The 12,594-nt window shown below is 68.9% G+C and carries 16 protein-coding genes and 1 pseudogene; 11 read left to right on the top strand and 6 right to left on the bottom strand.

Features of this window, described 5'->3' with window-relative positions; all coding sequences use genetic code 11:
* Positions 1 to 38: 38 nt before the first annotated feature.
* Positions 39 to 779, bottom strand: coding sequence for a TetR/AcrR family transcriptional regulator (locus ABZ454_RS35415; RefSeq protein WP_359543616.1), 741 nt, complete (start codon positions 777 to 779; stop codon positions 39 to 41).
* 241 nt (positions 780 to 1,020) lie between these two features.
* Between ABZ454_RS35415 and ABZ454_RS35410 the strand changes: the two genes are divergently transcribed.
* Positions 1,021 to 1,203 carry a hypothetical protein gene (locus ABZ454_RS35410; protein WP_359543615.1) on the top strand — a complete coding sequence of 61 codons (183 nt, stop codon included), beginning with the start codon at positions 1,021 to 1,023 and terminating at the stop codon, positions 1,201 to 1,203.
* Positions 1,204 to 1,618: 415 nt separating this feature from the next.
* Here the strand turns inward: ABZ454_RS35410 and ABZ454_RS35405 are convergent, their stop codons facing one another.
* The gene (locus tag ABZ454_RS35405) at positions 1,619 to 2,029 is read right to left on the bottom strand and encodes a RidA family protein (protein WP_359543614.1); all 411 of its coding nucleotides are present in this window, start codon (positions 2,027 to 2,029) and stop codon (positions 1,619 to 1,621) included.
* A gap of 80 nt (positions 2,030 to 2,109) precedes the next feature.
* Between ABZ454_RS35405 and ABZ454_RS35400 the strand changes: the two genes are divergently transcribed.
* Complete coding sequence (locus ABZ454_RS35400) at positions 2,110 to 2,481, top strand: helix-turn-helix domain-containing protein (RefSeq protein WP_359543613.1); 372 nt, start codon at positions 2,110 to 2,112, stop codon at positions 2,479 to 2,481.
* 306 nt (positions 2,482 to 2,787) lie between these two features.
* On the opposite strand, the gene ABZ454_RS35395 is transcribed toward ABZ454_RS35400, so the two are convergent.
* Entirely contained in the window at positions 2,788 to 3,390 is a 603-nt protein-coding gene (locus ABZ454_RS35395; RefSeq protein ID WP_359543612.1) for an XRE family transcriptional regulator, read from the bottom strand.
* A 77-nt stretch (positions 3,391 to 3,467) separates the two neighbouring features.
* Between ABZ454_RS35395 and ABZ454_RS35390 the strand changes: the two genes are divergently transcribed.
* The 4 genes from ABZ454_RS35390 to ABZ454_RS35375 all read left to right on the top strand — a co-directional run bounded on the left by ABZ454_RS35390 (position 3,468) and on the right by ABZ454_RS35375 (position 7,234).
* Complete coding sequence (locus ABZ454_RS35390) at positions 3,468 to 4,943, top strand: MFS transporter (RefSeq protein WP_359543611.1); 1,476 nt, start codon at positions 3,468 to 3,470, stop codon at positions 4,941 to 4,943.
* Positions 4,944 to 4,975: 32 nt separating this feature from the next.
* Positions 4,976 to 5,614 carry a class I SAM-dependent methyltransferase gene (locus ABZ454_RS35385; RefSeq protein WP_359543610.1) on the top strand — a complete coding sequence of 213 codons (639 nt, stop codon included), beginning with the start codon at positions 4,976 to 4,978 and terminating at the stop codon, positions 5,612 to 5,614.
* Positions 5,615 to 5,660: 46 nt separating this feature from the next.
* Entirely contained in the window at positions 5,661 to 6,398 is a 738-nt protein-coding gene (locus ABZ454_RS35380; protein WP_359543609.1) for an SDR family oxidoreductase, read from the top strand.
* 218 nt (positions 6,399 to 6,616) lie between these two features.
* Positions 6,617 to 7,234, top strand: coding sequence for a hypothetical protein (locus ABZ454_RS35375; RefSeq protein WP_359543608.1), 618 nt, complete (start codon positions 6,617 to 6,619; stop codon positions 7,232 to 7,234).
* A gap of 17 nt (positions 7,235 to 7,251) precedes the next feature.
* Here ABZ454_RS35375 and ABZ454_RS35370 read toward each other — a convergent pair whose 3' ends face one another.
* The gene (locus ABZ454_RS35370) at positions 7,252 to 7,869 is read right to left on the bottom strand and encodes a TetR family transcriptional regulator (RefSeq protein ID WP_359543607.1); all 618 of its coding nucleotides are present in this window, start codon (positions 7,867 to 7,869) and stop codon (positions 7,252 to 7,254) included.
* A gap of 139 nt (positions 7,870 to 8,008) precedes the next feature.
* On the opposite strand from ABZ454_RS35370, the gene ABZ454_RS35365 reads away from it, so the two are divergent.
* Both ABZ454_RS35365 and ABZ454_RS35360 read left to right on the top strand, forming a co-directional pair.
* Positions 8,009 to 8,932: an SDR family oxidoreductase gene (locus ABZ454_RS35365; protein WP_359543606.1), complete on the top strand. Its 924-nt coding sequence runs from the start codon at positions 8,009 to 8,011 to the stop codon at positions 8,930 to 8,932.
* Between the two features lie 217 nt (positions 8,933 to 9,149).
* A complete protein-coding gene (locus ABZ454_RS35360) occupies positions 9,150 to 10,088 on the top strand; it encodes an alpha/beta hydrolase (RefSeq protein WP_359543605.1) in 939 nt (312 codons plus the stop codon).
* A 180-nt stretch (positions 10,089 to 10,268) separates the two neighbouring features.
* Here the strand turns inward: ABZ454_RS35360 and ABZ454_RS35355 are convergent, their stop codons facing one another.
* A complete protein-coding gene (locus ABZ454_RS35355; protein WP_359543604.1) occupies positions 10,269 to 10,910 on the bottom strand; it encodes an MBL fold metallo-hydrolase in 642 nt (213 codons plus the stop codon).
* Positions 10,911 to 10,982: 72 nt separating this feature from the next.
* Here ABZ454_RS35355 and ABZ454_RS35350 point away from each other — a divergent pair, with 72 nt between their 5' ends.
* From ABZ454_RS35350 to ABZ454_RS35340, 3 genes and pseudogenes are all read left to right on the top strand, one after another.
* Positions 10,983 to 11,474 (top strand): MarR family transcriptional regulator, encoded by a 492-nt coding sequence (locus ABZ454_RS35350; RefSeq protein ID WP_359543603.1) that lies wholly within the window; start codon positions 10,983 to 10,985, stop codon positions 11,472 to 11,474.
* Positions 11,386 to 11,865, top strand: a complete 480-nt coding sequence (locus ABZ454_RS35345; RefSeq protein WP_359543602.1) for a fumarylacetoacetate hydrolase family protein — start codon at positions 11,386 to 11,388, stop codon at positions 11,863 to 11,865. Before ABZ454_RS35350 ends, ABZ454_RS35345 begins: the two co-directional genes overlap by 89 nt.
* 178 nt (positions 11,866 to 12,043) lie before the next feature.
* A pseudogene (locus ABZ454_RS35340) lies at positions 12,044 to 12,193 on the top strand (IS5/IS1182 family transposase); the annotation flags it as partial.
* Here ABZ454_RS35340 and ABZ454_RS35335 read toward each other — a convergent pair.
* Positions 12,191 to 12,594, bottom strand: a 404-nt coding sequence (locus tag ABZ454_RS35335) for a hypothetical protein (protein WP_359543601.1), incomplete at its 5' end; no start/stop codon positions are given. The pseudogene ABZ454_RS35340 and the gene ABZ454_RS35335 sit on opposite strands and share 3 nt — an antisense overlap.

Raw genomic sequence — 12,594 nt, 5'->3', positions numbered from 1 at the left:
CCTGCCCGTCGTGTGGCCAGCCGCTCTGGAGAGCCCCGTCAGGACGGGGCACCGCCTGCCGCGATGCTGAGCACGGACAGCTGGGTCAGCCATTCGCGCAGCAGCGTGGTTTCCGAGGCACGCAGCGTGCCGACGGGTCCATGCGGCATCTCTGCTTCCAGTTGCGCGGCAGCTCGCACAAGCTGCGGCGTCACCGAAGGCGCTCCGGGGACGGCCGGCGGGCTGATGACGGCCGCGGTGACGGCGTCACGCACGATGGCTGACAGGTGGTCGTCGACCCCCGCGCGGGTGCGGATCAGGTGCAACGTGAGCCCTACCGCGGCCGAGTCCACCATGTCCGCGGCCGTCTCGGCCGGCATGCGCAGCCGTCCGGCCCTCTCCAGCTCGCGCATCATCGTCACGAGAACGGCATGGGCGTGTTCCGCCGGGGCTGTACGGCCGTCCATCGGGCAGCCGTACATGATGGTGTAGAGCGCGGGGTTGGTCACCCCGAACTCCACGTGCATGTTCCAGCCGCGTAGAAAATTCTCAACCGGATCGCCGGTCGTCTCCAAGGCCTGCTTGCGGGTCAAGTAGCGGCTGAACCTGTCCTCCGCCACCTCCCGCAGCAGTCCGTCCTTGTCACCGAAGTGGTGGTACAGGGTCGGCGCCGCAACGCCGGCTGCCTCGCACACCTCACGGGTCGAGAACTCTCCACGTGCCGATGCCGCCAGGAGATCGGCAGCTGCGTCGATGATCAGCGCGCGGGTTCGCCGGGCCGGCGAAGCTTCCTTCGTCATATAGCAACGATATATAGACTCCGCTCGAAAGCGCAACAGATCCATATCATCGCTATATTGGGGAGGTGCTCTCCGCATCGTCGCTCTGCCCTCCTCGAGTTCATTGCACTTCCGTCAGGTCTTCAGGACGGGTCATCTGCAGCACCCTTGTCATGCGCAGGCCGCAGCCCACCGGGCAGGCCGGGCGGCACACCTACCGGCAGCTCGGGCTGCCCACGGCCCACGGCCCAGTAGCCCTCACGTGGGCGGAGTCGAGAACGGCACGCGAGAGATCGAGCAGGCCGGTGTCTTCTGGCTCTACCTCGGCAAGGGCGACGGCACCTTCGCAGCCTGTACGGAGGTCGGGGCGGGCTGGAACAAGTCCAAGGACGTCATCGGCATCGGTGACGGCAACAGCGACGCCGCCTCGACCTGCCCGTGCTGAAGCGAGGGGCGAGCCCAGGGGGCGTAGTTCTACGCGAGCACGGGCCACTGGCGCGCCCCGTTCAAGGGCGGGAAGGGCGGGAAGGGCGAAGACATGCTGCTGGACCAGCTCCTCCACGAGGCCGGGTTCTGCGGGTTCCGAAGGCATGGGTGTTCTGGTTTCTGACACCTGGGCTGTGAGCCCTGAGGCGGAGCGGCGGCGCGTGCGCGAGGTAACGCGCCCGCCGCTCCGATCTCGGCGGTGTCCGCGTGACCGGATTCGACCGCAGGCCCCGATGCCGGCAAGTCCGCCACCCCAGACAGCATTTCGCCCCTGGGCACGCCTCGCGTAGGGGCACAGGCGTCCAGCCGGAACGAAGGTCTGGCCCAGAAGCCTTCCGCAGGACCGCCGTTGCTCTCCAGCCGAGCCTCGGAGGTCAGTCAATCAGTGCAGTCGCTTCGACTTCCACGAGCACATCCGGCTCAAAGAGGTACTCGACACCGATCAGGGAAGCGGGCGGCATGGGGATCTGGAGCCCGATCTCCTCGGCGACGGCCTCCACACCGGCCATGAAGTCGCCGATCTTCTCCGGGCTCCAACGGGTCACGTAAAACGTCAGGCGCAGCACGTCCGCGAACGACGCGCCCGCGCCCGCCAGCCCGACGGCGGTGTTGCGCAGCGCCTGGGCGACCTGACCGGCCATGTCGCCGGGAGCGACCGGAGTCCCATCGGCCCGGCGTGCGACCTGCCCGGCGACGTGGACGTGTGTCGCGCCGGTACCGACGGCCACGTGGTGGTACGGAGCTGGTTGCGTCATGCCTTCCGGCGTGAAGTGGTGGACGGTCATCAGTGTTCTTCTCCCTCTGAGTCAGGTATCCGTAAGCTACTTAGTGGAATAGAGACACTTCAACGAGACCAGGTTTCTCCATGGATACCGAGGACGAGTTCCTCATCGGCCCTCCGCATCGCGAACTCCTCGACCAGGTATTGGACAAGTGGTCGCTCAGCGTCCTCAGCGAACTGTGCGAACGCCCCTGCCGCTTCAACGAGTTGCGCCGGGCCATCCCGCAGGTCACGCAGAAGTCGCTGACAGCGACGCTGCGGCGACTCGAGCGGAACGGCGTGATCGAGCGCGAGGTCGTCTCCACCCGCCCGGTGGCCGTCAGCTATCGGATCACCGGTTTCGGCAAGTCCCTGCGGCCCCCCATCGACACGTTGCTGGCGTGGGCCTCGGCGAACATGCCCGTCATCACGCGCGCTCGTGAGGCATTCGATGCGCGAGAAGAAGCAGGCCGCTGAGCCCTCCCACGCGGTGGACCGGAGGGTGATGGGGGCACGAGGTGCTTGGACGGCAAACGGGCGTACCTCAGCTCAGACGTTTGCATGTCCCCTGTGCGGTGTGCATCGCGACAACTGCAGATCAAGTGGGCTGGTGTGCGTGCATTGGGCGGCCTGGTCCCCCACTGCACCCTCGCCAAGCCGGAAACGGCCGGCAAGGACCACCAGGTCGTAGATGCAGGACACGGTCGGGCCCAGCGCGTCGGACCCTGCGGCAAGCTGCCCGGCGGCGTCACATCGGGTCCGCTGACGGCGCATCGAGCGCAATCAATTCGGTGTGCGCCCACTTGGCGGGAGAGTGCGGGCGCGTAGGTGCGCGCGTTCCCCTTGATGGCCAAGGAGGCTGAGGATCTCGACGGGGTGGTCGTCGGCGTTGCCGAACCAGTGGGGGGTGCGGGCGTCGAATTCGGCGGCCTCGCCGGGGCCCATGATCAGGTCGTTGTCTCCCAACACCAGGCGTAGGCGGCCGTCGAGGACGTAGATCCATTCGTAGCCTTCGTGGCTGGCCTGCTCGGGTTCGGGTGAGCGCATATTCGGCGCGATGATCAATTTGTAGGCTTGCAGGCTTCCCGCACGCCTCGTGAGCGGGAGCATGGTCATGCCGTGCCGGGTGACAGGCTGCAGGTGCAGGCGGGGGTCTCCCGTCTGCGGTGCGCCGATGAGCTGGCCGATGTCCACGCGCAGCTCCCGGGCCAGGGGCAAGAGCAGTTCGAGGGTGGGACGGCGCAGGCCGGACTCCAGGCGCGAGAGCGTGCTGAGTGAGATCCCGGTGGCCTCGGCCAGGGCCGTCAGGGAGAGGCTGCGCTGGGTGCGCAGCCCTTTAAGGCGGGGGCCAACCGCCGCCATCGTCGATTGCGTCTCTTCGTCCATCTCTCAACCTTGCCACGGCAGCAAGGATCTTTGCGCATTGTCGGGAGCAGGGAGACGGTGAGGGGCAGGCGCCCGGAATGGGTCCGCCGTACGGAATGGGAGACAAGATGAGTCACGCCGGCAAAACCGAGGCGCCGGACGCGCAGCGGGCCGTAGCGCCGCCCGGACCAGCGGTGGCTGTGCGTCGTGGTCCGGTGGGGCCGGCCGTGGTGATCCTGGTACTGACGCAGCTGATGTTTGTCGTAGACACCTCAATCGTGAACGTGGCCCTGCCCGACATCGGCCACGAACTTGGCTTTTCCAGCGCGGGCCTGTCCTGGGTGGTCACCGCCTACGCGCTGACCTTCGGCGGCCTGATCCTGCTCAGCGGCAAGGTCGGCTCCATGATCGGCGCCCGCCGCGCTCTGGTCCTGGGCGTCATCGTCTTCGTGATCGCCTCCGTCGCCGGGGGTTTCGCGGGTTCAGCCGGGGTCCTGGTGGCGGCGCGAGCCCTGCAGGGGGTGGGGGCGGCCATGGCGGCGCCCAGCGTGATGGTGCTGCTGATGGGGATCACCGCGCCGGGCCCGCAGCGCTCCCGCGCGGTGGCAATGTTCGTCCTGGCCGTGGGTGCAGGGGCCGCGGTGGGGCTGCTGGCGGGCGGGGTTCTGACGCAGACCCTGGGCTGGCAGTGGGTGATGTTCGTCAACGCCCCCATCGGCCTGTTGGTCCTGCTGGGCGCGGTGCGCAATCTGCCGGAGATGAAACGTCGGCGCACCTCGCTGGACATCGGCGGCGCCACGGCCTCGGTCCTGACGATGGTGGCGCTGGTGTTCGCCTTCACCTCCGCCGCCGATCGCGGCTGGAGCAGCGCCTTGGTGCTGGGGGCATTCACCGTCGCCGTACTCGCCCTCGTGGCACTAGTGATGTGTGAGCGCAGGCATCCGCATCCGGTGATGCCACTGGCGTTCTTCTCCTCCATGCGCAGTGCAGGACCTCTGCTGTCGATGCTCGTCATTCCGGCCGGACAGGTCGGCTTCCTGTTCTTCACCACCCTGCTCACCCAGCAGGTGCTGGGCTTCACCCCGATCCAGACCGGTCTGGCTCTGGTGCCCTTCACCCTCGGCCTGATCGCCACCAACCAGCTCACCCCTCGGCTGCTGCCGGAACTTGGTGAGCGCGTCATCGGGAGCGTGGGTCTTACAGGGCTGGTGCTGGGTATCGCCTGGATGGCCTTCGTGGCCGCCGACGCGAACCCGTCGGTCGTCACCGTGCTGCTGCCCTCGATCCTGCTCGGTGCGGGTGCCGGGGCCACCTTCGCCCCCGTCACCGCTGTGATCATGCACCAGGCCCCAGCCGAGCACATAAGCGCCATCGCCAGCCTCAACCAGGGCCTGCAGCAACTCGGCGGCGGCATGGGCCTGGCCATCCTGACCAGCGTGCTCTCCGCCACCGGCGGCCTGGGCAACGGCCTGGGCCCGACGCTGCTCGCCACAGCCGCGTTCCCCCTGGCCGGACTGGTCCTGTTCGGCGTCTGGGCGCGCCGCATCCCCGCACCCGGCATCACCCCCGCTTGATCACCCCTGACCGACCAGGCATGGAGAGCCCGATGAGTGACACCGACCCACGATACGAAGCCACCTTCTGGGACCAGCGCTACAACCACCCCAACCCACTATGGAGCGGGCAGCCCAACCCCGCCCTTGTCGAGGAAACGACCGCGCTCGCGCACGGTACGGCGCTGGAGGCGGGATGCGGTGAGGGCGCCGACGCCATCTGGCTGGCCCAGACGGGCTGGTACGTCACCGGCACCGACTTCTCCGCTCAGGCCCTCGCCCGCGCAGCCAAACACACCCCGGCCGCGCTGGCCGGCCACCTCAGCTGGCAGCAGGCCGACATCCGCACCTGGACGCCCGACAACAGTGCGCCCCGCTACGACCTGGTCACCGCCTCATTCCTCCATTTCCCCTCCCCGCTGAGACGCGCCGTCTTCGCCGCACTCGCCTCCCGGGTCGCCCACGAAGGACACCTGGTGATCATCGGCCACCACCCCAGCGACCTGGACACCGCCATGCCCCGCCCGCCCGAGCCCGACATCTTCTATACCGCCGACGACCTCATCGACGACCTCCCCGTAACCGCCTGGAAGGCAATCACCCGCGCCGCCCGCCCTCGCACGGCCACCACACCAGACGGCCGGCAGGTCACCATTCACGACACCGTCCTGACCGCCCAGCGCACCCGGTAACCCACCGCTCACCAGCAGCCGACCACACACAGGAACGAGCACGACCATGCACCACGACCTCGCTCAGCAGACCGCCCTGGTCACCGGCGCCACCGCCGGCATCGGCCGGGCCACCGCCCTGGCCCTGGCCGCCCGCGGCGCCGACATCATCGTCCACGGCCGCAACGAGCAGCGCGCCGCCGACACCCTCCAGCGCATCACGGCCCTCGGGGCCAAGGCCCGCTTCGAGCCCGCCGACCTGTCCAACCCCGCGCAGGTGACCACTTTGACCGAACGCGCCGGACAAGTCGACATCCTGGTCAACAACGCGGGCATCTTCCACTTTGCCCGCACCGCCGACACCACCCCCGCCACCTTCGACGCCCACATCGCCATCAACCTGCGCGCCCCCTACCTCCTCGTCCAGGCACTCGCCCCCGGCATGACCGAGCGCGGACACGGCGCGATCATCAACGTCAGCAGCGGCGCTGCCGGTACCCCCGGCCTCGGCAGCGGCATCTACGGAGCCACCAAAGCCGCTCTGGAATCCCTCACCCGCGTCTGGGCCTCCGAATATGGACCCGCCGGAGTCCGCGTCAACGCCGTCGCCGCAGGCCCCACCCGCACCGAAGGCACCGCCGTCTATGGCAACGCCTTCGAATCCGCCGGGCAAGCCGTCGCTCTTCAGCGCCTCGCCGACCCCGAGGAAATCGCAGGAGCCATCGCCTTCATGGCCTCCCCCGACGCCAGCTACGTCAACGGCGCGACACTCAGCGCCATGGGTGGCCAGCCTCCTCTCGGATAGCGCGCCACTGGCAGTTCAGCGACGTTGTTCGGGGCCGCATCAGCGTGATGGGCGCCTCGCCACGCAGCTCCGAGAATCCACGAACTCGCGCGCGGAGCCTGCGCGCACCGGCAGACCCCGGGCCACGCTGGCGCACCACACCGGGGACGTGACGTCGGTGGTGTTCAGCCCGGAACAGTTCCCTCCTCGCCACCGACGACACCCGGGGTTATCCGGTTGTGGGACGCACGGACCGGACGCTCCGCACCCGCCTCGCCGGCCGGGGCGAGAAGGCGGACTCCGTCGCGTTCAGCCCGGACGGGGCCACGCTGACCGTCGGGCTGACCATGAGCGCCGTCGTCGGCGAACTGTGGGACGTGAGGACGCGCAGACTCCGCCACACCATCGATGACAATTCCTTCCCATCCCCGCAGTCGGCGTCCGGTTCAGCCCCACCGGCTTCCCCCTTCTCCTGCTCGACCTGCGCCCCACAGAACAACGACAGCAAGGCGTGGGACACGGCGACGGGCGAACGGCACCGCGTCGTCCGCGTCGTCGACTGGACCCGGCTCCCAGAAAAACCGGCGTTCGCCCTCAGCGGCAACCTCCCGGCGGCCGACGACGGCCGCACCGTGCGGCTGTGGGACGCGCGCAGGGCAGACTCCGCGCTTCGCCCGGCCCAGATGCGAGCCGAGGGCCGCGCGGTCGACGACGAACTCCTCGCCCCCATCTCCCCCGCCCATAGCGAGAACGTGAACTTCTTCGGCACCATCAACGTCGAAGTCGACACCGAACTCGCCACACTCGACCCGGCCGGCTACCGGCCCCTACGGCCCCGCCGCCCAGACCGGCCCTGAGCAGACCGCCCGGAGTGTCATGAATCAAGCCTGATAGGCCCCGCCGAGTCGTCGGTGGTGGCGGCATGTTCGTCGGTCGTGGTGAGGCGCCTGGTGGTGTCCAGGGTTTCCCGGATGTGCTGGGCGAGGGTGTGTCGGCCGGGGTCGTTGACCCAGCGTTCGAAGGCGACCTTGAACGCGGCGATCCCGATTTCCGCGGCGAGTACTGCGGTGATGGTTTCCAGACCGCGTTCGCGCAGCGCGTGGGCGAGCGTGGAGGCGAGTGCGGCGAGTTTGGCCAGTTCGCGTTCCTGGAGTTCGGGGTTGGCGGCGATGACGGCCTGGCGTTGCCGTATTAGGTCTTCGCGTTCCTCGAAGACGGGAGCTGCTTCGGTCAGGGCGTGGGCGATCACCTCCAGCGGCGGGAGCGCGGCGGGGGCGGCGGCCGTGGCGTTGGCGAGGGGGGCGATGAGGGGGTTGTCGCCGGGGAAGAGGACTTCTCGTTTGTCGGCGAAGTGCCGGTAGAAGGTCCGTTCGGTGACCCCGGCGTGGGTGGCGATCTCCGTGACGGTGGTGGCGTCGAAGCCCTGGTTGTTGTAGAGGTCCAGCGCCGCCTTCTCCAGGCGGCCTCGCGCGTCGGGTTTCCATCGGCTCATGCTCCGACGCTACCCCCCCGATGACAGATTCTGACATCCAAGTGATGACAGAGCCTGACATCGGCGCTACGGTGATGTCACGAACTGACATCAGGGTCCCGCCTTCTGGTGGGGAACTCGCAGCAGGAAGGCACGCACCATGCGCGCATTCGTCACCGGAGCCTCCGGACACGTCGGCTCCGCCGTCGTTCCCGAGCTCCTTCAAGCGGGACACCAGGTCGTCGGCCTGGCCCGCTCGGACAAGTCCGCCGCCGCGTTGACGGCTGCCGGAGCCGAGGTGCACCGAGGCGATCTCGACGATCTCGACGGCCTCGCCGCAGCCGCCGCCGCGGCCGACGGCGTCATCCACCTGGCCTTCAAGCACGACGCCATGTTCGCCGGCGACTTCGCCAGCGCGGTCACGGCGGATCTGTACGCCATCGAGGCGCTCGCAAACGCGCTCGCCGGCACCGGCAAGCCTCTGGTGACCACGTCGGGAACCATGCTGCTCGCCTCCGCGGGGCTCAAGGACGCCGCCACCGAAGCCGACGTGATCGACGCAGGGCCGCGGGTCGACGCCGAGAACGCGGTGGTCGCCCTCGCGGAACGCGGCATCCGCTCGTCCGTCGTCCGGCTTGCTCCGACCGTACACAGCACGCTGGACCACAACGGCTTCATCCCGACCCTGATCTCCATCGCCCGCTCCAAGGGCGTCGCCGCCTACGTCGGCGACGGGGCCAACCGCTGGCCCGCCGTAAACACCCTCGACGCGGCACGCCTGTACCGGCTGGCGCTGGAATCCGCGCCGGCCGGGTCGCGGCTGCACGGCGTCGACGACCAGGGCATCCCCTTCCGGGAGATCGCCGAGGCCATCGGCCGCGGGCTGAACCTGCCCGTGGCCAGCATCCCGGCGACCGAGGCCGACGCCCACTTCGGCTTCCTCAGTGGCCACGTCACGGCCGACAACCCCTCCTCGCACACACTGACCCAGGACCTCCTCGGCTGGAAACCCGTCCAGCCCGGCCTCATCGAAGACCTCCGTCAAGGCCACTACTTCGACATCCCGGCAACCCCCGCGACCTGAGCCCGCCCCCTGTTCCCCGCGCCACATCTGGGCCCTGCTCGGCTGGTCACAGCCACCCGGGCCTGCTGGTCAGAGCGTCGGTGCGGCGACTGCCTCGCCGCACCGACGCTCTGACCCCCCTCCCGTGCCTTGACACAGCCCTCACTCCAGGAAGGGCCAAACCACGCCCCGCTCCCGTCCCGCGATCGACAGCGAACTGGCCGCAGCACTCCAGGCCATGCCGATCGGCCCCAACGGCGTCTTCGACCTGACCGACATCCCCGCCACACGCGAGGCCGTCCGCGCACTCGCCGAAACCATCGCCGACACCATCCCCGACGAGCCCACCGTCACCACCCACGAGATCCAGGTACCGCGCGCCGAGGCCCCCGACGTCCCCATCCTCCTGCTGCGTCCGCAGAACGCCCCCGAACCGCTGCCGGTCATCGTGTGGTTCCACGGCGGTGGGCAGGTGCTCGGCTTCGCCGCCCAGGACGCACCCTGGCTCAAGCAGCTGTCCGCGGCACTCGGCTGCGCCGTCGTCTCCGTCGACTACCGCCTGGCCCCGGAAACCCCCGCGCCCGGCGCCGCCGAGGACGGATACACCGCCTACCGGTGGATCAGCGACAATGCCGCCGATCTCGGTCTCGACCCCACCCGCATCGGCCTAGCCGGCCAGAGCGGTGGCGGAGGCATCGCCGCCGCCACCGCGCTTCTGATCCGCGACCGCGGCGCAGCGACGCCCCTGTTCCAGCTGCTGCAGTACCCGATGCTCGACGACCGCAACACGACCGACTCAAGCCGGGAGATCACCGACATCGGCATCTGGGACCGCGCGACCAACCTCCTTGCCTGGCAGGCGCTCCTCGGCGACCGCGTCGGCACCGAGGACGTCACGCCCTACGCCGCCGCCGCCCGAGCGAGTAACCTCGCCGGCCTGCCCCCGACCTTCATCGGCGTCGGTGAACTCGACGTCTTCCGCGACGAGAGCCTCGACTATGCCGCGCGCCTGCGCGCCTGCGGCGTCGACGTCGAGCTGCACAACTACCCTGGCGCCTACCACGCCTTCGACCTGTTCGCCCCGCAGTCCCAGCTCGCGGAGAGCTTCCGCCACACCTGGAACAACTACCTCGCCCGGCACCTCACGAAGGCGCCGGCAACGCCGACTGCTTCGTAACCCGCAGGTCTGACGACGTACCACCCGTCCGGAATCCCACCGGCGCCTCCGAGCCGATGGCCTCCGCTCGGCTCGGAGGCGCCTCTTGAATCCCGTCGTCCAGGAGGCGATCCCGTGCCGACGGTAGGCGCGGGGCGGCCGCCCTCCTGTCGCGGCCGCCCCGCCTGAACACACCAAGACTCATACCGTGACGGTCTCTCCGATCGGCACGATCGCAAGGGGTACTTCGGTGAGCATCTCCGGGCTCAGGAAACGGGCGGTCGACTGCTGTCCGATCGGGCCGAGCATGACCTCATGGATCTGGATCAGGTTGTTGGGCGCGACCTCTCTGACGTAGTCGGCCGCATCGCCGAGCTTTGTCCAGGGCCCGCTCGTGGGGAGCAGCAGGGTGTCGACGGGGGCGTCCGGGACGTGGTAGGCGTCTCCGGGGTGGTAGAGGCGGCCGTCGACGAGGTAGCCGACGTTTGCCACGCGCGGGATGTCGCGGTGGATGGAGGCGTGCAGGTCACCGAAGACCGAGACGTCGAAGCCAGCGACCGCGACGTTGTCCCCCGCGGCCACGACGGTGACTTGGCCGCGGCGGGCCGACCATCGTTCGACCACCGACGCCGGTCCGTAGACCCGCAGCTCGGGCCTGGCCTCCAGCGCCCTTGCGATCAGCTCCTCGTCGAAGTGGTCGAAGTGCTCGTGGGTGATCAACAAGGCATGGGCAGCTGCCACCGCCTGCGCAGCATCGGGGGTGAAAGTGCCCGGATCGATGACGATCTGCGCGTCCTCCTTGGCCACGGTCACGCAGGCATGCGCGTGCTTGGTCAGCTTCATCAGAACTTCCCTTCCCTCATATGTACAGCCTGGACTGTACAGCCTTTCCTGTATTCCTGATAGCGTGACCACATGCCCAAACAGCCCCAAGAGCCCGTGCCCTCACCCGACCGCCTCGCGGACGCCTTGAGAACCACGGTCGGCGCCCTCGTCCGCGCCACGCGGTCCTCCGACCGCCTCCCTTCGATCCCGGCGACGGTTCTGGACCTGCTCGACCGGCAAGGGCCGATGACCACTGCCGACCTCGCGGCCAACCGAGGAGTGCGCCACCAGACGATGGCCGCCACCGTGAAAGAGCTCACCGAAGCCGGATTCCTGGCCGTCGGCCCCGACCCGGCCGACGCACGCAAAAGGATCCTCGCGTTGACCCCGGAGGGGACGAGCGCGATCGAAACCGACCGCCGCGACCGCGTCAGCCTGCTCGCCCGGACAATCGCTGACAGCCTGAACGACGACGAGCAGCACCTCCTGGCCCATGCCCTGCCCGTGCTCGACCGCATCGTGGCGAGGATCGCCCAGAGCAGGTCAACGGCCGACCGCAGTCCTGTCACCGGAGCCTGGTGATTCCCACGGATACCCGCGTCGCCCCGGACTCCGTCCGGCGCAGATCATCGGGGTCGGCCTGAACTACGCCAACCACGCGGCCCAGGTCGGACGCCCGGCACCCCGAAGGCCCCAGATCTTCCTCAAGGCGCCCAGCGCTGTCATCGGCAACGGTCAGGCCATTGTGCTGCCCGCCGAATCCTCACGAGTCGAGCACGAGTCGGAACTCGCCGTCGTGATCGGCCAAACGATGCGCCTCGTGACCGCCCGCGGCGCGCTCGAAGGAATCGCGGGGTACTGCCGCGCCAACGATGTGACCGCCCGGGACGTCCAACACTCGGCCTCCCCTGTCAGCCGAGCCGAGGCCGACGATCTCACCTACGTCGGCCGCGTCCCGGCCATCAGCGACTAACCCTGTCCGGTCGTGGCCTGCGCTGTCTGCCACGACCGCATCCACTCGGAACAGCCAGCCAGATCACTCACGCCGTAGTCATCGGAGAGCCGGATGACAGGGAAACCGTCATGTCCGGTTCGGCGGGAGGCCGCGCGGAACAGGACTCGCCCCACGGCGAGCACCTCACCGCGCGGCCGACCCAACCGGCTGGCTCATGCACCACCGCCGCCTCGCCCGCGACCACGAAACCCACCCGCACCGCTCCGAAGCGATGGTCTGTCTCGCGATGATCGACCTGATGAGCCGCAGGCTCAGCCGGGAGTCGACTCTGAACTGGAAGGACTCAGAGCCGACGGGTCACACTGACCCGCGCGTCCTCGCCCCTCATTGCATGCGGCCAGCGGTCATCAATGACACGCGCCGCTTCCCGGCACGCGCCACAGGCGTTCTCCCGTTCCGGCAGCCACCAGTGGCCAGACGGCGACATGCCGACTTCTTGGATCCCGCACAGCGTCTTGTCGAAGATGCCAAAAGCGTGGGAGACGCCGCCGGCAAGGCCATCCGCGACAGCTCTCTCCCAGCGCATCTCCATCGGCAAATACAGCGGGCGCGAGATCTCAAACCACTCGCCGCCCACCTGAGTGGCGGCATAAGACCGTGTCCTATGTGGGGCTGGCTCGTTGGGCTCGTCATGGGGCGGGGTACGTGGAGTTGGATTGTTCCGGACGGGCTGTGGGAGATCGCGGA

Origin of the sequence: Streptomyces sp. NPDC005803 (genome assembly GCF_040630435.1) — a bacterium.
Taxonomy (GTDB): Bacteria; Actinomycetota; Actinomycetes; order Streptomycetales; family Streptomycetaceae; genus Streptomyces.
Note: the sequence above shows the minus strand (reverse complement) of the source record. Positions and strands in the feature narration are given on the sequence as shown.